The following is a 17814-nucleotide window of genomic DNA, read 5'->3' as shown; positions in this document are numbered from 1 at the left end:
GTGACCAGCACCACGCATTCCCGTCCGCCGGGGCCGGGCGGGCCGCCGCCGGACAAGCTCGCGTTCACCGTGCCGTCGGGGCGCCGGCGCGTCACCCCGGTGCGGGTCGGCCGGGAGGTCCGCCGCGACCGGCTGCTGCCCCAACTGCTGCGCAAGGCCGTGCTCGACGACGAGGGCCAGCAGTGCGTGCAGGTACGGCTGAGCGCCAAGGACGCGGCGAACCCGGCGGCGCGCGACCTGCTGGACACCGAGGCAGGCACCGTCGTACACCTGAACCAGGTGCTCGGCGACACCGAGTACGCCGCGCTCTTCCCGCGGCTCATCGGCCACGAGCTGGACACGGCCGAGCCGTTCCTGCTGTACGACCCGCCGCGCGGCAGCGCCGTCTCGCGGATCCACGTGATGGGCGCGGCCGACCAGGAGGTCTTCACCCGGGACCTGATGGTGGCCCTGTGCCTGCTGGAGAGCCAGGGCCTGGTGCTGCGCGGCATCTCGCCCGCCACCGTGCTCTGGGACGGCGCGAAGGCCCAGCTGTGGGGACTCGAGTCGGTGACCCGGATCGGCCGGCCCAGGCGTCCTTGGGGCCGCTCGCCCTTCTGCCCGCCCGAACAGCGCGGCGGCGAGGGGCTCGCCGACCCCCGGGACGCGGTGTGGAGTGCGGCCCAGGTGCTGTACCGGCTGGCGACCGGGCGGCCGGGCCCCGCGGACCGGCCGCCCGACGACCTCGGCGATCACCGCAAGCTCGACCGGACGCTGCGGGACGCCTTCGCCCCGAGGGCGGCCGACCGGCCCACGCCCGCCGAGGTGCTGGACCTGGTGGCGCTGGGGGCCGCCCGCCGCGTACGGCTCGCGGTGCCGCCCGACGAGACGCGCCCGCACCACGAGGCGTTCGAGGAGGCCCTGCGGCTCAAGCGGTCCGCACCCGCCGTCCGGCCCCGGGGAGGTTCGGGGGCCGAGCGGTCCGGCGCCGGGGTGCTCTGCCCGTACTGCCTGGAGTCCATCCGGCTCGACCTCACCAAGCTGTTCGTCACCGACAGCCGGATGCAGTACAAGCCGCTGGACCTCAAGGGCATCAACAACCCCGTGCGGCGGACCGACGTCATGCGCGGCGCCGTCCAGAAGTGCACGGCGGACCCGGAGTTCCCCACGCACTACATCCCGGTGCCCTATCTGATGTACGGCCGCCCGTTGACCGTCGCGATGGTCGGCCAGTCCTCCACCGGCAAGAGCCATCTGCTGACCCAGATGATCGCGGCGATCACCGACGGCGGCCTGGAGCCGTTCGGCCTGAAGTGGCAGTCCGTCAATCCCGAGCAGCACGCCCGCTTCGTACGGGACCGGGTGCAGCCGCTGCGGGGCGGCAAGGTCCTGGACCACACCGCGGCCCTCGGCATGAACGACTTCGCGCGCTTCGTGGAGTCCCTGCTGATCACCGACGCACGGGGGCAGGTGCGCCCGGTCGCTTTCTTCGACCTCGGCGGCGAGGACCTCGTCCGTACCGACGCGGCGCTGCGGTTCCTGCTCGGTGTGGACGCCCTGGTCTTCGTCGTCGACCCGGCGCTGGCCCTGCCGCTGCCGCAGCTGGACCACGTCAGGGAACGCCGGGGCATGGAGGTGAACCGGGACGGCGACCTCGCCTTCGGCACGGTCCTGGACCGGCTGCCGAAGAACGGCGGCTACCTGGACGTGCCGGCCGCGATGGTGCTCGGCAAGGCCGACCTGCTCCGGTTCCAGCCGCCCGTCGACCGGTGGCTGACCCGGCCGCCGGCCACCTCGCTGGACCCGGCGCTGCTGCGCGAGGAGAGCCGGGACCTCTACGGGCTGCTGCGCCGGCACGCGGGCCAGGCGTGGCTGCGCCCCTTCGACGCGATCCGCCGCTGCACCCTGCACATCGCGTCGGCCACCGGCGGCCAGGAGGACCAGGGCCGCTATCCGGCGGGGGCGGGGCCCCGGCGGGTGCTGGAGCCGCTGCTGGCCCTGTTCGCCATGCACGGGCTGATCCAGGTGCCGGGCGGTGCCGACGCGTTGGCGGTGGGAGAGGCGCCCGCGCTGGAGGCGGTGCCGCGGGAAGAGGACGACGCATTCGGGAGGCGGGAAGGGCCCGAGGAGCCCGAGCGATCCGAGGGAGGGGAACTCCAGTGAACGACTTCCAGGACCGGGACCGGGGCCCGGTACAGCAGGTCGTCTACCGTTGGGACGGCAACCACGGCCGCCAGGGCACCGGCATGAACGCCGTCGCCCACTCCTGCGACGCCGAGCGCGCCGAGGAACTCGGCCGGGAACTGGGTCCGTTGCTGTGGGTGTCCGGCGCGGCGGCGGCCCGGCCGAGCGTCGTGCGCACCCTGTCCCGCGACGGAGACGTCCTGCTCGTCCAGCGCTGGCCCACCATCGACCGGGGTGGCCGCCCCAGCACGGTCAGCCATGTCCTGGTCGGCGACCGCGGCACCCTGAAGGTACGTCAGTGCCTCGGGCTCGCGTACGGCGGCTGGAGCACCCGGGAGAAGGCCGAGACGGCCTCCGGGAAGCAGGACGTGGTCGAGTGCGCGAAACTCGACGCGCTGGCGCTCAAGCGGCTGCCGGGCATGCTGGACCGGCTGCCCTCGGTCAACCACGCGCTGACCCTGACCGCGGCGGAGTGGCTGTGCGACCCGCGGCAGCGGCTCTCGCTGCTGATGGAGGAGAGGAGGCACCCCGGCTGGCCGGACCAGGACGCGGTGCCGCTGGTCTACCTCGGGCTGTTCCTGCTCTTCGGAACCTGGCTGGACCAGCAGTGGACCTTCGCCACCTACGACACGGCGGACAGCCATCCGCTGCGGCTCATGTCCGTCCCGCGCTGGGACCCGGACACCGGCAACTCCGGCCCGCTGGCCCGGGTCAGGGGAGGCAAGCCGGCCAACCGCAGGTTCGAACTGTGGGCGGCGGCCGAGCTCGTACGGCACCTCCTCGCGCACCCGGACGCGGACGCGGGTGTGCCGCAGTTGGTCGACGGACTCCCGGGCGGCGCGGCACTGGACTGGGAACGCCGCCGCGCCCGCCTCAAGGAAATCCTCGGCACCGACCGCACACCCCCGGCCGGCACGAGGATCCCGACGGCCGCGCTGCGGTCGGGGGAGCGGGGGCCGGTGGCTCCCGGACGGGACGAGGAGCGGGGGACCGATCCGGCGCGGGACCGGGACGGCGGACGGAACCAGGACCGGGACCCGGCCGGGGAGACGGCCCGTGCCGCGCTCACCCCGGAGCCGTATCCGGAGTCGTATCCCGAGCCGTATGCGGACTCGTACGCGGAGCCGCGCGTGGACCACGGTCCGGGGTCGTACGCGGACTCGTACGCGGAGCCGCGCGTGGACCACGGTCCGGGGTCGTACGCGGACTCGTATGCGGAGCCGCGCGTGGACCACGGTCCGGGGTCGTACGCGGACTCGTATGCGGAGCCGCGCGTGGACCACGGCTCGGGGTCGTACGCGGACCCGAGCACGGACCCGGACCCGGGGTCCTACGTGGATCCCGCGCCCGTGCCGCCTCCCCTCGCCACTCCTCCCCAGCCTTCCCAGGAGGCCGCCCTCGATCCGAACACCCACGACACACACGCCGTGCACCGGCACCTCCGCGGTTACCGGCGCGGCGACGGGACGGACCGGAGCGTTCTGCTGGCGGAGTTGCGCAGGCAGCCCGACGAGGTGTTGTTGCACGAGCTGCAGTCTGGTGAACTCCCGCGGGAATCAATGGAGTTGCTCCTGGATGTGCTCGGCGAGCCGTATCGCGTCCAGGGGCGTCCACTGGAGATGCGGCACGCCCTGTGCGCGGAAGTGCTGCACAACGACCTGTACCTCACACCGCACGGACCGGGCGTGGACGGCAGATCGGGAGCCGACCGGGCCTCGCGCGCGGCGCACCTCTTCACCTGGGCCGTCGCACCGCTGGCCAGGGACGAGCGCCATCAGCGCCCACTCCAGGAATTCCTGTACCGGATGAGCCGCGACCCCCGCCCCACCACGGGCAACTGGCTCCGGCAGAGCATCATCGAGCCGCCGAACGGTCAGGTCCCCGACCTGCCGCCGGTGGTGTGGAGCCAGCTGCTGGCGAACGCGCTGCTGCGGATCGACAAGCTGCCGCACTCCGCGCCACCGGCACCCCAGGCACTGCCGGCGCCCCACACCACCCCGGCACCCATGACGCCGCCCCCGCGGCCGCCGACCTTCGCGCCGCAGCCGTTCATGGCCAGGTTCACCGGCCGGCACGGCTCCGCGGGCTGCCTGCTCGCGGGCGGCCTCGGCTTCTGCGCCATCGCCATGATCATCGTGATCGCCTGGTTCGTCAGCTGAGCCGTTGCTTCCCGCGTCGGGCCGTACGGGCCGTCACCCGTGCTGCCCCGGCGTGTAGTGGCCCGGGGTCATCCGGCAGGTCACACCGAACCGGTTCCACGCGTTGATCACGGTGATCGCGGCGATGAGCTGCGCCAGCTCAGCCTCCTCGAACCGCTTGGCGGCCCGCTCGTACACCTCGTCCGGCACGAAGCCGTCCGTCAGCACGGTGACCGCCTCGGTCAGCTCGATCGCGGCGAGCTCCTTCTCCGTGTAGAAGTGCCGCGACTCCTCCCACGCGCCGAGCTGGATGATCCGCTCGACGCTCTCGCCCGCCGCGAGCGCGTCCTTGGTGTGCATGTCCAGGCAGAAGGCGCAGTGGTTGAGCTGGGAGGCGCGGATCTTCACCAGCTCGTACAGCTTGGCGTCGAGCCCCTTCTTGGCGGCGGAGTCCAGCCGGACCATCGCCTTGTAGACCTCGGGGGCGTGCCGGGCCCACTCCAGCCGGACGGGCGGCTCGGCGGCGTACTCGGTGTTCGTCTCAGTAGTGGTCATGCCTCGACCCTAGGAGCGAGGCAGCCCAGGAGTATGGTCCACTTCCATGGCAGAACGCTGGGCCACTTTCGGCATCGACCTCCACCTCGAACCGACCGGTCCCGGCCTGCGCCGCGGCCTGACCGACGCCCTCCGCGAGGCCGTCCGCACCGGCCGGCTCGCCCCCGGCACCCGGCTGCCCTCCTCCCGCTCCCTCGCCGCCGACCTGGGCATCGCCCGCAACACCGTCGCCGACGCCTACGCCGACCTGATCGCCGAGGGCTGGCTCACCGCCCGGCAGGGCTCCGGCACCCGGGTCGCCGACCGTGCCGTACCCAGCCCGCCGATCCGTCCGCCCTCCCCTCGCCGAACCCCCGGCCGGCTTCCGTACGACCTCGTCCCGGGCACCCCCGACCTCGCCTCCTTCCCCCGCGCCGAATGGCTCAAGGCCGCCCGCCGCGCCCTCGCCGCCGCCCCGCACGACGCCCTCGGCTACGGCGACCCGCGCGGCCGCCCCGAACTGTGCACGGCCCTCGCCGACTACCTCGCCCGGGTACGTGGCGTACGCGCCGACCCCGAACGGACCGTCGTCTGCTCCGGTTTCGCCGGCGGCCTCCGCCTCCTCTGCGAGGTCCTGCGCGCCCGCGGCGCCCGCACCCTCGCCGTGGAGTCCTACGGACTGGACGCCCACTGGGACCTGGCCGCCCGCGCCGGCCTGACCACCACCCCGCTCCCCTTCGACACGCTCGGCACCCGCGCCCAGGACCCGGGCACCGCCGACGCGGTCCTGCTCAGCCCCGCCCACCAGTTCCCTCTCGGCGGCGCCCTGCCGCCCGAGCGCCGCGCCGCCGTCGTCGACTGGGCGCGCCGCACCGGCGGACTGATCCTGGAGGACGACTACGACGGCGAGTTCCGCTACGACCGCCAGGCCGTCGGCGCGCTCCAGAACCTCGACCCCGACCACGTGGTCTACCTCGGCACCGCCAGCAAGTCCCTCGCCCCCGGCCTCCGCCTCGGCTGGATGGTCCTGCCCCCGTCCCTGCTCCCGGACGTCGTCGCCCACGGCGGCGGCCTCTCCGTCAGCGTCCTCGAACAGCTCACCCTCGCCGAGTTCCTCACCTCCGGCGCCTACGACCGCCACGTCCGCGCCGCCCGCCTGCGCTACCGCCGCCGCCGCGACTCCCTGGTCGAGTCCCTCGCCGTCCGGGCCCCCGACGTCCGGATCACCGGCATCGCGGCCGGCCTGCACGCCGTCCTCCGGCTCCCGCCCGGCACCGAACGGTCCGTGGTCCAGGCCGCCACCTGGCAGAACCTCGCCGTCCACGGCCTCTCCCGCTTCCGCCACCCCGCCACCGCCACCACGGCGGGCGACGCCCTGGTCGTCGGCTACGCCACCCCGCCGGACCACGCCTGGACCGGCACCCTGGACGCCCTGTGCCGGGCACTGCCCTGACGCACCAAGCCGGCATAACGCGCCAAGAGCAACAAATGGGCGGCGGGGGAGCGTTGCCGGCGGGGGGCTCCTGTGCATGCCGTCCGGGCGGTCTCTAGGCTGTCCGCCGCGAGCCGGGAGAGGCGACCCGGGGGTATGCGAGGGGGAGTGAAGGACATGGCGGAGACACGGCGGCGGCTGCGGTCCAGCACGGTGGTGCTCGGAGGGATGGGCGTGCTCGCGGCGGCGCTGTCGGCGTGCGGGTCGGACCCGGACCGGCGGTGCGTGGACCGGGACAGCTACGACTACATCAACGGCTACAAGGTCGTCGCCGACAAGAACTGCAAGACCTCCGGGAGCACCTCCACTTCGATCGGCAAGTCCCGCACCAACGCCGACTGGTACTACGACGCCGACGTCAGCAACGGCTACGCCGACTACGGCACCTTCAGCCGCAGCGAGGCCGTCGACCGGGGCGGCTTCGGCTGCTCGGGCTCCGGCAGCAGCGGCGGCTGAGCGGGCGATGGAACGGCGTACGACCGAGCCCCGCCCCGGCTGGCAGGAGACCGTCGAGGAGCAGGGGCTCATCTATCCGCTCACCCGCTACCCGGACGGCTCCCTGCGCCCCTACTGGGACGAGAGCGCCTACTACGTCTTCGGCCTGGAGGAGATCGAGGCGCTGGAGGAGGTCGTCGAGGAACTGCACGGCATGTGCCTCGCCGCCGCCGAGCACATCGTCACCGCCGACCGCTTCGCCGACCTCGGCATCACCGACCCGCGCGTCGCCCGCGTGGTCGCCGAGGCCTGGCACCGGCGCGCCGAACTCCCCTCCGTCTACGGCCGCTTCGACCTCCGCTACGACGGCACCGGCCCGGCCAAGCTCCTGGAGTACAACGCCGACACCCCCACCTCCCTGGTGGAGGCCGCCTCCCCCCAGTGGTTCTGGATGGAGGAACGCTTCCCCGGCGCCGACCAGTGGAACTCCCTCCACGAACGCCTCATCGACGCCTGGCGGAAACAGGCCCCCCTCCTCCCGCCGGGCAGCCCCCTGTACTTCGCCCACTCCTCCGCCGACGAACTCGGCGAGGACCTCATGACCGTCGCCTACCTCAAGGAGACCGCCGAACAGGCCGGCCTCGACACCGACTGGCTCTCCATGGAGGAGATCGGTTGGGACCGCCTCTCCGGCCGCTTCGTCGACAACGGGCTCCGGTTCATCCGCAGCATCTTCAAGCTGTACCCCTGGGAGTGGCTCACCACCGACCGCTTCGCCGACCACGTCCTCGACACCCTCGACAACGGCGGCGGCACCGGCACCACCCTGTGGATCGAACCCGCCTGGAAGATGCTCCTCAGCAACAAGGCGCTCCTGGCGATCCTCTGGGAGCTCTACCCCGACCACCCCAACCTCCTCCCCGCCTACCTCGACGGCCCGCGCGACCTGGCGGACACCACCGGCTGGGTCGCCAAACCCCTCCTCGGCCGCGAGGGAGCCGGAGTGACCGTCCACGAGCCCGGCTCCGATCCGGTCCCCCGCGAGGAACCCTGCTGCTACCAGCAGCTCGCCCCCCTCCCCACCTTCGACGGCAACCACGTCGTCCTCGGCACCTGGGTGGTCGAGGACGAGTCGGCGGGCCTGGGCATCCGCGAGTCGTCGGGCCTGGTGACGGACGAGTACGCCCGCTTCCTGCCACACGTGATCCTCTAGCGCGTCGCCCGCGCCGCCCGCGTCGACGAGGCGGAGGCCGACGCCCGTATGGTGGACGCCTCCCCGTGGCACTTCGTGCCACCCGGTAATGTGACCGTGGGCCGTGACTGGCGCGCTGGGATGGGAACAACCATCGGGAAGCGGCCCCGGACCCTTCGGGTCCGGAAACATGTGCCGTGCGCCTGGGCCGACCCGAACGCCGACTACAACGTCCGGAGGTCCCCATGTCAGCCGAGCCCACCCCCGCCTCCAAGGCCTACCGAGCCGCGCTCGACGTCATCCGCACCGTCGAGCCGCGCGTCGCCGACGCCATCGGCCAGGAGGTCGCCGACCAGCGCGAGATGCTCAAGCTGATCGCCTCCGAGAACTACGCCTCCCCGGCCACCCTCCTCGCGATGGGCAACTGGTTCAGCGACAAGTACGCCGAGGGCACCATCGGCCGCCGCTTCTACGCCGGCTGCCGCAACGTCGACACCGTCGAGTCGCTCGCCGCCGAGCACGCCAAGGAGCTCTTCGGCGCCCGCCACGCCTACGTCCAGCCGCACTCCGGCATCGACGCCAACCTGGTCGCCTTCTGGTCCGTACTCGCCGACCGCGTCGAGGCCCCCTTCCTGGAGAAGACCGGCGCCCGCCAGGTCAACGACCTCTCCGAGGCCGACTGGGCCGAGCTCCGCCAGGCCTTCGGCAACCAGCGCATGCTCGGCATGTCCCTGGACGCCGGCGGCCACCTCACCCACGGCTTCCGCCCGAACATCTCCGGCAAGATGTTCGACCAGCGCTCCTACGGCACCGACCCGGCCACCGGCCTCATCGACTACGAGGCCCTGCGCACCTCCGCCCGCGAGTTCAAGCCGCTGATCATCGTCGCCGGCTACTCCGCCTACCCCCGTCTGGTGAACTTCCGGATCATGCGCGAGATCGCCGACGAGGTCGGCGCCACGCTCATGGTGGACATGGCGCACTTCGCCGGTCTCGTCGCCGGCAAGGTCCTCACCGGCGACTTCGACCCGGTCCCGCACGCCCAGATCGTCACCACCACCACCCACAAGTCGCTGCGCGGCCCGCGCGGCGGCATGGTGCTGTGCGACGACTCCCTCAAGGACCAGGTCGACCGTGGCTGCCCGATGGTCCTCGGCGGCCCGCTCCCGCATGTCATGGCCGCCAAGGCCGTCGCCCTCGCCGAGGCCCGGCAGCCCGCCTTCCAGGACTACGCCCAGCGCATCGTCGACAACTCCCGCGCCCTCGCCGAGGGCCTGATGCGGCGCGGCGCCACCCTGGTCACCGGCGGCACCGACAACCACCTCAACCTGATCGACGTCGCCACCTCCTACGGCCTCACCGGCCGTCAGGCCGAGGCCGCCCTGCTCGACTCGGGCATCGTCACCAACCGCAACGCCATCCCCGCCGACCCCAACGGCGCCTGGTACACCTCCGGCATCCGCATCGGCACCCCCGCGCTGACCACGCGCGGCCTGGGTACGGCGGAGATGGACGAGGTCGCGGGCCTGATCGACCGGGTCCTGACGACGACCGAGCCCGGCACCACCAAGTCCGGCGCCCCCTCCAAGGCCGCCCACGTCCTCGACGCGAAGGTCGCCGACGAGATCTCCCGCCGCGCCACCGACCTCGTCGCCGGCTTCCCGCTCTACCCGGAGATCGACCTCGGCTGAGGCGGCCCGGCCCCGCTCGACGCGCCCCGCGGCGGTCCGGTCACGTACCGGGCCGCCGTGCGCCCGTCATCAGGCGTCCAGCAGCTCCTGCCGCGGCCCCGGATCCTCCTTCCGCCGGCGGACCGGCGGCCACCGCGTCACGTACGGGCGCAGCACCAGGGCCAGCACCGCTCCGGCCACCACCCCCGGTATCGCCCACCACCAGTCGGCGCCGTCGTCCGCTCCTGACGCGGCCCGTGTCCGCGAGTCCGCCGCCGCGCCCTGCTCCGCACCGGAGTCCGGTGTGCCGGATCCCGCGGCGGTGCCGGCGGTCTCGGTCTCCCAGGGCGCCGGGTAGATGCCGGGGGCCGGGTTGGTCCCTGTCGTGTGGCCCATCACGCCCAGCCCGTACAGCAGTTTGTGCAGGTCGGACGGGTCCTCGGCGCGGTGCCAGACGCCGTTCGGCGTCTCCGGGAGTTTCGCCGCCGTGTGTATCCACACGTCCTCCTCGATGCTCCCGAGGAAGACCCGGTCCACCCGCCAGGGCGTCACGTCGTGCAGCATCCACGACACGTTGACCAACCGGACCGAGGCCAGGTCGGCCTCCGCCGGTTTGTCCCGGGTGCCCCTGTCGGACGGGCCGAGCAGCCGCTCCAACCGACCGTAATCCGCGTCGGAGTAGTACAGCGAGGCGGTCTCCTCGCTCCCCGGCGAGACCACCAGTACGCTCGTCGGTCCCCCGGCGGAGGCCGACGACGCTCCCCACACCACCAGGGCCAGCGCCGCTGTGAACGCGCCCATGCCCGCCGTCAGTTGTCGAATCCTGCCCTTCCACCCGCGCATCCGGACCCCCACTCGGCCGGTCGATCCCCCTGCGACCCGCCCACGAGCCGCCTGTCACTTCTGGTACACCGGCCGCCCCGCCGGGGTTCCCAGTCGGCGCACCACGAATTTCACGACGCGGGGGCACCGGGCTACCGGCCCGCCTCCTCGACCGCCTCCGCGATCTCCAGCGCCCGCGCCTTCGACGCCACCCCTTCCAGCCGCAGCGTCACCCCCTCACCGGCCCCGCCGCCGTGCGGCCACAGCAGCGTCGGCCCCGCCGTGCGCTCCTCCCGGGTGAACCGGTGACCGTCCGTGTCCACCAGCCAGAAGCTCAGCACGTGCGGCCGGGGGAACCACAGGACCGGCTCCGGCACCCCGTCCTCCTCGCCCAGCGACAGCCACTCCGGCTGCTCGCGCACGCTCTTGACGAAGGTGACGTCCAGGCGGGCCGGGAACTCGTCGAGACGGATCGTCCGCCCCTGCTCCCGCCAGCACAGACTCACCAGGAACCGCCCCCGCGGCAGCCCGCTCACCGTCACCGCGTCCGGAGCGCCCAGGGCCTTGGGCACCAGCGGCGCGAACCCGGCCCGCCGCTCCGCCTCGCCGAGCGACAGCGACCGCCCGCAGCCCGGCACCTCCGCGCCCGGCGAGGGCACCGCCGACGGGTCGTACCGCACCTCGACCCCGCCGAAGCCGAACCAGTCGATCACCGCCGCCCGCACCGGAGGCGTCAGCGTCAGCACCGTCAGCAGCCCGCACAGGGCCGCGACCAGCGACCGCCACCGCGCCCGCGTCCAGCGCCGGGCCGCCCGCAGCCGCGCGCCGGGGCCCGTCGGCCCGGCGGCCGGCACCGGCAGCTCCTCGGCGAGTATCCGCCCCAGCACCCGCTCGACCATCGACTCGGACTGCTCGGGCCCGCCCGGCCCGTCCAGGGACCGGCCGAAGGCCCGCAGCTCCTCCCGCAGCCGCTCGGCCTCGTCGTCGTACCGCTCACCCACGCCTCTCACCCCCTTCCCGGGGCCGGAAGTCCGGCAGCAGGCGCTCCAGCTTGCGCAGGGCGCGGTTCAGCCGCGACTTCACCGTGCCCCGGGGCCAGCCCAGGGCCTGGGCGGTCTCCCGCTCGTCCATCTCGAGCAGATAGCGGTAGGTGACGACCAGACGGTGCTCCTCGCTCAGCTTCTCCAGGGCGGACACCAGCGCCCCGCGGCGCTCCGTCTCCAGCGTCGCGACCGCCGGGTCCGTCGACTCCGGTATCACCGGTTCCGCCTCCATGAACGCCGCCTCCCGGTCGGCGAGGCCGTTCCGGCGCACGGCGGCGCGCACTGTGTTCCTCGTCTCATTGGCCACGATCGACAGCAGCCACGGCCGGAACGCCATGCCGTCCCGGAACCGGCCCAGCGCGCAGTACGCCTTGACGAAGGCCTGCTGCACCACGTCCTCCGCGTCCGCCCCCGCCCCGAGCGCGGCGGCCGCCCTGAGCGCGATGCCCGTATGGGCCCGCACCAGCTCCGCGTACGCCTCCGGCTCCCCGGCGCGTACGCGTGCGATCACCGCGGCCTCATCGACGATGCGGCCCCCCTCCCGCGTCCTCACGTCTTTGTTACACCGCCGGGGACGGATCGGTTCCCACCTGTTTCCGGTCGGTTCCGGACCGCCCCGCGGGACCTGAGAGAATAAGGAGCATGGCGACTGACCGACCCCGCGTGCTCTCCGGAATCCAGCCCACCGCAGGCTCGTTCCACCTCGGCAACTACCTCGGCGCCGTCCGTCAGTGGGTGGCCCTGCAGGAGACCCACGACGCGTTCTACATGGTCGTCGACCTGCACGCGATCACGGTCCCGCAGGACCCGAAGGAGCTGCGCGCCAACACCCGGCTGGCCACCGCCCAGCTGCTGGCCGCCGGCCTCGACCCGGACCGCTGCACGCTCTTCGTGCAGAGCCACGTGCCCGAGCACGCCCAGCTCGCCTGGGTCATGAACTGCCTCACCGGCTTCGGCGAGGCCTCCCGCATGACCCAGTTCAAGGACAAGTCCGCCAAGCAGGGCGCCGACCGCGCCTCCGTCGGCCTGTTCACGTACCCGGTCCTGCAGGTCGCGGACATCCTGCTCTACCAGGCCGACGAAGTGCCGGTGGGCGAGGACCAGCGCCAGCACATCGAGCTCACCCGCGACCTCGCCGATCGTTTCAACGGCCGGTTCGGCGAGACGTTCACGATGCCGAAGCCGTACATCCTCAAGGAGACGGCGAAGATCTACGACCTCCAGGACCCGGCGGTCAAGATGAGCAAGTCGGCGTCCACGCCGAAGGGCCTCATCAACCTCCTGGACGAGCCGAAGGCCACCGCCAAGAAGGTGAAGAGCGCGGTCACCGACACCGACACGGTCATCCGCTACGACGTCGTGGAGAAGCCCGGTGTGAGCAATCTCCTCACGATCTACTCGACCCTCACCGGAGCGGACATCCCCGAACTGGAGGAGAAGTACGCCGGCAAGGGCTACGGTGCGCTCAAGACGGACCTCGCCGAGGTCATGGTCGAATTCGTGACCCCCTTCAAGGAGCGCACCCAGCAGTACCTGGACGACCCCGAGACGCTGGACTCGATCCTGGCCAAGGGCGCGGAGAAGGCGCGTGCCGTCGCCGCGGAGACCCTCTCCCAGGCGTACGACCGGGTCGGCTTCCTGCCCGCCAAGCACTGACCCGCCGAGCACCGACCCGCCGAGTACCGGCCGCCGAGCACTGAACCGGCGCTGAACCGGCCCGCGGCGGCGATCCGCACCACCGCACAGCGCTGCACATCACTCCGGTTGCGCCTGCCCGCATCCGGGTCGTGGTCGTACAGTCGATAACCGGGTGACCGTTTCCGCGGTCACCCGGTGCTCACCGCAGCTTCACCGTCACGCTTCACCACAACGACAGGAGACGACGTGGGGACCGTAACGATCGGCGTGTCGATCGCGGTCCCGGAGCCTCACGGCAGCCGGCTTCAGCAGCTGCGCGCGGGTTTCGGCGACGCCGCGGCTCACGGTATCCCCACGCACGTCACCCTGCTGCCGCCGACCGGGATAGACGACGCCGACCTGCCGGCCGTCGAGGCGCATCTCGGCGAGGTCGCCGCGGCCGGCCGCCCGTTCCCGATGCGGCTGTCCGGCACCGGCACCTTCCGGCCGCTGTCGCCGGTGGTGTACGTGCGGGTCGTCGACGGCGGCGAGGCCTGCACCTGGCTGCAGAAGCAGGTCCGTGACGCCTCCGGCCCGGTCGCCCGCGAGCTGCAGTTCCCGTACCACCCGCACGTCACCGTGGCGCACGGCATCGGGGAGGCGGCCATGGACCGCGCCTTCGAGGAGCTCGCCGACTACGAGGCGGAGTGGCCCTGCACCGGCTTCGCGCTCTACGAGCAGGGCGCCGACGGGGTGTGGCGCAAGCTGCGCGAGTTCCCCTTCGGCACCGCGGTGGTGCCCCCGCAGTCCGGGAGCGTGGACCGGGGATCCGTCTCCGCCCGCTGAACACCTCCCGGCCGGAGCTCAGACCGGCAGCCGGCGGAACACTCCGCGCGGCAGGTGCCGTAGCGCCGACATCACCATCCGCAGCGTGCCCGGCACCCACACGGTCTCCGCGCGGCGCCGCAGCCCCAGCTCGACGGCCGCCGCGACCGCCTCCGGGGTGGTGGCCAGCGGCGCCTCGGGGAGCCCGGCGGTCATCCGCGTACGGACGAATCCGGGGCGTACGACCATGACGTGCACGCCCGTGCCGTACAGCGCGTCGCCGAGGCCCTGGGCGAAGGCGTCCAGGCCGGCCTTGCTGGAGCCGTAGATGAAGTTCGCGCGGCGGGCCCGCTCGCCCGCGACGGAGGACAGCACCACCAGGGAGCCGTGGCCCTGCGCCTGGAGGGCGCTCGCGCACACCAGGCCCGCCGAGACCGCACCGGTGTAGTTGGTCTGCGCGACCCGCACCGCGGCCCGGGGGTCCCGTTCGTCGTGGGCCTGGTCGCCCAGGGTGCCGAAGGCGAGCAGCACCATGTCGACGTCGCCCTCGGCGAAGACCTTGCCGAGCGTGTCCTCGTGGGCGGCCGGGTCGAGCGCGTCGAAGGCGACGGTGCGCACCTCGGCGCCGAGGCCGCGCAGCTTCTCGGCGGCCTCGTCCAGGCCGGGGGAGGGACGGCCGGCCAGCCACACCGTGCGGGTGCGGCGGGCGATCAGCCGCCGCGCGGTGGCCAGCGCGATTTCGGACGTGCCGCCGAGGACGAGCAGGGACTGGGGGAGGCCGAAGGCGTCCTTCATGACAGCTCCTAGCTAGAGGGTGCCTGGAGATGCAGGCGGCGGGCCAGGTCGGAGACGAACACCCCGCGCGGGTCCAGTTCGGCGCGCAGCGCGCGGAAGTCGTCCAGGCGGGGGTACATGGCCGCGAGCAGCTCCGGGCGCAGCCGGGAGTCCTTGGCGAGGTAGACGCGCCCGCCGGCGCCGGCGACCTCCTCGTCGAGTTCGTCGAGGAAGCCGCCGAGGCCGGGCAGCGAGGCCGGGATGTCCAGGGCCAGGGTCCAGCCCGGCACCGGGAAGGAGAGCCAGCCCGGGTCGGCCTCCCCGAACCGCTTGAGGACGGCGAGGAAGGACGGGCAGCGGCGCTCGGAGATCCGGCGCACGATCCGGCGCAGGGTGTCCTCCCGGCCGTGCCCGACGACGAACTGGTACTGCACGAAGCCGCCCCGGCCGTAGACGCGGTTCCAGTGCGGTACGCCGTCCAGGGGGTGGAAGAACGCGGGGATCCGCTGGAGGCGCCCCATCCGCGCGCGGGGCGCCTTGCGGTACCAGAGCTCGTTGAACAGCCCCACGGTGGTGCGGCTGAGCAGGCCCTCGGGGACGAAGGAGGGGGCGGCCGGGAGCCGGGAGGTGCGGAAGGAAAGGGGCTCCCCGCGCGCGCGGGCGCCCCGGGGCAGCGCGTCCAGGGGGGCGTGGTCGCCGCGCGTGAGCACCGCGCGGCCGGTGGCGGCGCCGCGGGCCAGCAGATCGATCCAGGCGACCGAGTAGCGGTAGCGGTGGTCGGTGTCGGCGAGGCGGGCCATCAGGTCGTCGAGGTCGCTCGCGCGCTCGGTGTCGACGGACATCAGCGAGGTCTCGACCGGCTGGAGCCGGATCGTCGCGGTGAGGATCACCCCGGTCAGGCCCATGCCGCCCGCGGTCGCCTCGAACAGCGGCGTGCCCGGCACGACCGTACGGACCCGGCCGTCGGCGGTGAGCAGCTCCAGGGAGAGCACATGGCGGGAGAAGGAGCCGGAGACGTGGTGGTTCTTGCCGTGGATGTCGGCGCCGACCGCCCCGCCGACGGTCACGTAGCGCGTGCCGGGAGTGACCGGCACGAACCAGCCGAGCGGCAGCAGCACCTCCATCAGCCGGTGCAGGGAGACGCCCGCGTCGCACAGCACGGTGCCGCCGTCGGCGTCGATCGCGTGCACGCGGTCCAGGCCCGTCATGTCGAGCACGGCACCGCCCGCGTTCTGGGCCGCGTCGCCGTACGCCCGTCCCAGCCCCCGCGCGATGCCTCCGCGGGCCCCGCACTCCCGCACGGCCCGGGCGGCCTCCTCGTACGTCCGTGGGCGGATCAGCCGGGCGGCGGTGGGAGCGGTACGGCCCCACCCCGTGACGGGAACGGTCTCGGCAGACATGACGGTGACCGTATCGCCCTTATGTGACTGGTTGGTTTTGAAACGTCACCCCCGTCCCTGAAACGGGTGATTAATGGGATGTCGCTCCCCGGTGACGGGAATTCGGGCCCGCCGGGCGTGAACAGTGAGTCCCCATGGACGAGCTCCACGACTCCCACGAGCCCCACGACTTCCCCCGCCCCCGCGGTCTCCACGGCATGGACCACCGGATCGTCTCGGCCCTCAGAGCGTGCGGCACGGACCCGCGCGTGGCCGGTGCCGCGCGGGCGCTGTCCCTGGCGGGGGAGCACGGGGCGGTGTGGCTCGTGGCGGGGCTGGCCGGAGCCGTCGTGGACCGTCCCCGGCGCGGCGCCTGGCTGCGTGGCACCGCGCTCACCGCGGGCGCCCACGCCGCCGGTTCGGTCGTGAAACGGGTCGTGCGCCGTCCGCGCCCCACGCACGTCGAACCCCTGGTCGACACGGTCGGCCGGCACTCCTTCCCCAGCTCGCACGCCACGTCCTCGGCGGCCGCCGCCGTCGCCTTCGGCGCGCTGGGCGCCCGCGCGGTGCCCCCGCTCGCCGCCGCCGTCTGCGTGTCCCGCCTGGTGGCCGGCGTCCACTACCCGTCGGACGTGGCGGCCGGAGCCGTCCTCGGCGCGCTCACGGCCCGCCTGGGCGCCCGCTGGATGACGGGAGGCCCCGCGTGACCCTCCTGCGCGAGCACGCCGACCGACGGCAGACCGCACCACCCGACAGGGGCGGCCTCCTCAAGGGCCTGCTGCTGACCGCGCGGCCCAAGCAGTGGGTCAAGAACGTCCTGGTGATCGCCGCCCCGGCAGCCGCCGGCGAGCTGTTCTCCGTCCACGCCCTGACCCGGCTCGCCCTGGTCTTCGTCCTGTTCACCGCCTGCGCCGCCGCCGTCTACCTCGTCAACGACGCGCGCGACGCCGACGCCGACCGCGCCCACCCCGTCAAGTGCCGCCGCCCGGTCGCCGCCGGGCAGGTCCCCGTGCCGGTCGCCTACGCCGCGGGGATCGCCCTCGGCGTCCTCGCGCCCGCCGTGGCGGTCCGGCTGTGCCCCCCGGAGGCCGCCGCGCTGCTGATCGCCTACCTCGCCGTGCAACTGGCGTACTGCGTCAGCCTCAAGCACGTCCTCGTCGTCGACCTCGTCGTCGTCACCACCGGCTTCGTGATGCGCGCGGTGATCGGCGGCCTCGCCCTCGGCATCCCCCTGTCCCGCTGGTTCCTCATCACCACCGGATTCGGCGCGCTGTTCATGGTCGCCGCCAAGCGTTACTCCGAAGCCGTGCAGATGACCGGGAAGGCGGGTGCCACGCGCGCGTTGCTCACCGAGTACACCACCGGCTACCTCCGCTTCGTCTGGCAGCTCGCCGCCGGCGTCGCCGTCCTCGGCTACTGCCTGTGGGCCCTGGAGGAAGGCGGCGTGCCGCACACCAGCGTGCTGCCCTGGCGGCAGCTTTCCGTGGTGGCCTTCGTCCTCGCCGTCCTCCGCTACGCCGTCTTCGCCGACCGCGGGACCGCCGGCGAACCCGAGGACGTGGTGCTGGGCGACCGCGCGCTCGCCGTCATCGGCCTGGTCTGGGCGGCGATGTACGCCCTGGCGGTGGCCGACTGGTGAGGAACCGTCCGGTGGGAGACGGGCCGGTGCGGAACCATCCGCTCCGCGCACCGGTCGCGGAGGTCCGGTTGCGGGGTACCGGGACATGGGT

The 17814-nt window shown here is 73.3% G+C and carries 16 protein-coding genes and 1 riboswitch; of the genes, 10 read left to right on the top strand and 6 right to left on the bottom strand.

Going from position 1 to position 17814, the window contains the following annotated elements:
* Both ACZ62B_RS06815 and ACZ62B_RS06810 read left to right on the top strand, forming a co-directional pair.
* Complete coding sequence (locus ACZ62B_RS06815) at positions 1 to 2142, top strand: serine/threonine-protein kinase (protein WP_468726356.1); 2142 nt, start codon at positions 1 to 3, stop codon at positions 2140 to 2142.
* The gene (locus tag ACZ62B_RS06810; RefSeq protein ID WP_469689374.1) at positions 2139 to 4322 is read left to right on the top strand and encodes a hypothetical protein; all 2184 of its coding nucleotides are present in this window, start codon (positions 2139 to 2141) and stop codon (positions 4320 to 4322) included. Before ACZ62B_RS06815 ends, ACZ62B_RS06810 begins: the two co-directional genes overlap by 4 nt.
* Before the next feature lie 33 nt (positions 4323 to 4355).
* Here the strand turns inward: ACZ62B_RS06810 and ACZ62B_RS06805 are convergent, their stop codons facing one another.
* Complete coding sequence (locus tag ACZ62B_RS06805; protein WP_344557710.1) at positions 4356 to 4856, bottom strand: carboxymuconolactone decarboxylase family protein; 501 nt, start codon at positions 4854 to 4856, stop codon at positions 4356 to 4358.
* Between the two features lie 46 nt (positions 4857 to 4902).
* Here ACZ62B_RS06805 and pdxR point away from each other — a divergent pair, with 46 nt between their 5' ends.
* The 4 genes from pdxR to ACZ62B_RS06785 all read left to right on the top strand — a co-directional run bounded on the left by pdxR (position 4903) and on the right by ACZ62B_RS06785 (position 9645).
* Positions 4903 to 6288, top strand: coding sequence for a MocR-like pyridoxine biosynthesis transcription factor PdxR (gene pdxR, locus ACZ62B_RS06800; protein WP_468726363.1), 1386 nt, complete (start codon positions 4903 to 4905; stop codon positions 6286 to 6288).
* Positions 6289 to 6444: 156 nt separating this feature from the next.
* The gene (locus ACZ62B_RS06795) at positions 6445 to 6783 is read left to right on the top strand and encodes a hypothetical protein (RefSeq protein ID WP_344557707.1); all 339 of its coding nucleotides are present in this window, start codon (positions 6445 to 6447) and stop codon (positions 6781 to 6783) included.
* Between the two features lie 7 nt (positions 6784 to 6790).
* Positions 6791 to 7975: a glutathionylspermidine synthase family protein gene (locus ACZ62B_RS06790; RefSeq protein ID WP_468726366.1), complete on the top strand. Its 1185-nt coding sequence runs from the start codon at positions 6791 to 6793 to the stop codon at positions 7973 to 7975.
* 93 nt (positions 7976 to 8068) lie between these two features.
* Positions 8069 to 8170, top strand: a riboswitch (ZMP/ZTP riboswitch).
* 29 nt (positions 8171 to 8199) lie between these two features.
* Positions 8200 to 9645: a glycine hydroxymethyltransferase gene (locus ACZ62B_RS06785; RefSeq protein WP_085574076.1), complete on the top strand. Its 1446-nt coding sequence runs from the start codon at positions 8200 to 8202 to the stop codon at positions 9643 to 9645.
* Positions 9646 to 9714: 69 nt separating this feature from the next.
* Here the strand turns inward: ACZ62B_RS06785 and ACZ62B_RS06780 are convergent, their stop codons facing one another.
* From ACZ62B_RS06780 to ACZ62B_RS06770, 3 genes are all read right to left on the bottom strand, one after another.
* Positions 9715 to 10425, bottom strand: coding sequence for a hypothetical protein (locus tag ACZ62B_RS06780; protein WP_469689373.1), 711 nt, complete (start codon positions 10423 to 10425; stop codon positions 9715 to 9717).
* Positions 10426 to 10598: 173 nt separating this feature from the next.
* The gene (locus ACZ62B_RS06775) at positions 10599 to 11447 is read right to left on the bottom strand and encodes a hypothetical protein (RefSeq protein ID WP_469689372.1); all 849 of its coding nucleotides are present in this window, start codon (positions 11445 to 11447) and stop codon (positions 10599 to 10601) included.
* On the bottom strand, positions 11440 to 12000 hold the full coding sequence (locus ACZ62B_RS06770; protein ID WP_468726374.1) for an RNA polymerase sigma factor: 561 nt from the start codon (positions 11998 to 12000) through the stop codon (positions 11440 to 11442). Before ACZ62B_RS06770 ends, ACZ62B_RS06775 begins: the two co-directional genes overlap by 8 nt.
* Before the next feature lie 152 nt (positions 12001 to 12152).
* On the opposite strand from ACZ62B_RS06770, the gene trpS reads away from it, so the two are divergent.
* A complete protein-coding gene (gene trpS, locus ACZ62B_RS06765) occupies positions 12153 to 13145 on the top strand; it encodes a tryptophan--tRNA ligase (protein ID WP_382052954.1) in 993 nt (330 codons plus the stop codon).
* 228 nt (positions 13146 to 13373) lie between these two features.
* The gene (locus tag ACZ62B_RS06760) at positions 13374 to 13952 is read left to right on the top strand and encodes a 2'-5' RNA ligase family protein (RefSeq protein ID WP_469689371.1); all 579 of its coding nucleotides are present in this window, start codon (positions 13374 to 13376) and stop codon (positions 13950 to 13952) included.
* A gap of 18 nt (positions 13953 to 13970) precedes the next feature.
* On the opposite strand, the gene ACZ62B_RS06755 is transcribed toward ACZ62B_RS06760, so the two are convergent.
* Together ACZ62B_RS06755 and ACZ62B_RS06750 are read right to left on the bottom strand one after the other, a co-directional pair.
* Positions 13971 to 14726 carry a decaprenylphospho-beta-D-erythro-pentofuranosid-2-ulose 2-reductase gene (locus tag ACZ62B_RS06755; RefSeq protein ID WP_344557694.1) on the bottom strand — a complete coding sequence of 252 codons (756 nt, stop codon included), beginning with the start codon at positions 14724 to 14726 and terminating at the stop codon, positions 13971 to 13973.
* Positions 14727 to 14734: 8 nt separating this feature from the next.
* The gene (locus ACZ62B_RS06750; protein ID WP_468882831.1) at positions 14735 to 16105 is read right to left on the bottom strand and encodes an FAD-binding protein; all 1371 of its coding nucleotides are present in this window, start codon (positions 16103 to 16105) and stop codon (positions 14735 to 14737) included.
* A gap of 134 nt (positions 16106 to 16239) precedes the next feature.
* Between ACZ62B_RS06750 and ACZ62B_RS06745 the strand changes: the two genes are divergently transcribed.
* The gene (locus ACZ62B_RS06745) at positions 16240 to 16791 is read left to right on the top strand and encodes a phosphatase PAP2 family protein (RefSeq protein ID WP_344557690.1); all 552 of its coding nucleotides are present in this window, start codon (positions 16240 to 16242) and stop codon (positions 16789 to 16791) included.
* On the top strand, positions 16788 to 17723 hold the full coding sequence (locus ACZ62B_RS06740) for a decaprenyl-phosphate phosphoribosyltransferase (RefSeq protein WP_344557688.1): 936 nt from the start codon (positions 16788 to 16790) through the stop codon (positions 17721 to 17723). The genes ACZ62B_RS06745 and ACZ62B_RS06740 overlap by 4 nt, the downstream gene beginning before the upstream one ends.
* Positions 17724 to 17814 lie beyond the last annotated feature (91 nt).

Source organism: Streptomyces sp. NPDC053426, from assembly GCF_055585405.1.
The sequence above is the reverse complement of the archived record's forward strand: the minus strand, read 5'-3'. Positions and strand labels throughout refer to the sequence as shown.

Bases quoted from the DNA above. Each gene is read 5' to 3' on its own strand.
- ACZ62B_RS06805 (WP_344557710.1), bottom strand. From the start codon at position 4,856: ATGACCACTACTGAGACGAACACCGAGTACGCCGCCGAGCCGCCCGTC.
- pdxR (WP_468726363.1), top strand. From the start codon at position 4,903: ATGGCAGAACGCTGGGCCACTTTCGGCATCGACCTCCACCTCGAACCG.
- ACZ62B_RS06795 (WP_344557707.1), top strand. From the start codon at position 6,445: ATGGCGGAGACACGGCGGCGGCTGCGGTCCAGCACGGTGGTGCTCGGA.
- ACZ62B_RS06790 (WP_468726366.1), top strand. From the start codon at position 6,791: ATGGAACGGCGTACGACCGAGCCCCGCCCCGGCTGGCAGGAGACCGTC.
- ACZ62B_RS06785 (WP_085574076.1), top strand. From the start codon at position 8,200: ATGTCAGCCGAGCCCACCCCCGCCTCCAAGGCCTACCGAGCCGCGCTC.
- ACZ62B_RS06780 (WP_469689373.1), bottom strand. From the start codon at position 10,425: ATGGGCGCGTTCACAGCGGCGCTGGCCCTGGTGGTGTGGGGAGCGTCG.
- ACZ62B_RS06755 (WP_344557694.1), bottom strand. From the start codon at position 14,726: ATGAAGGACGCCTTCGGCCTCCCCCAGTCCCTGCTCGTCCTCGGCGGC.
- ACZ62B_RS06750 (WP_468882831.1), bottom strand. From the start codon at position 16,105: ATGTCTGCCGAGACCGTTCCCGTCACGGGGTGGGGCCGTACCGCTCCC.
- ACZ62B_RS06745 (WP_344557690.1), top strand. From the start codon at position 16,240: ATGGACGAGCTCCACGACTCCCACGAGCCCCACGACTTCCCCCGCCCC.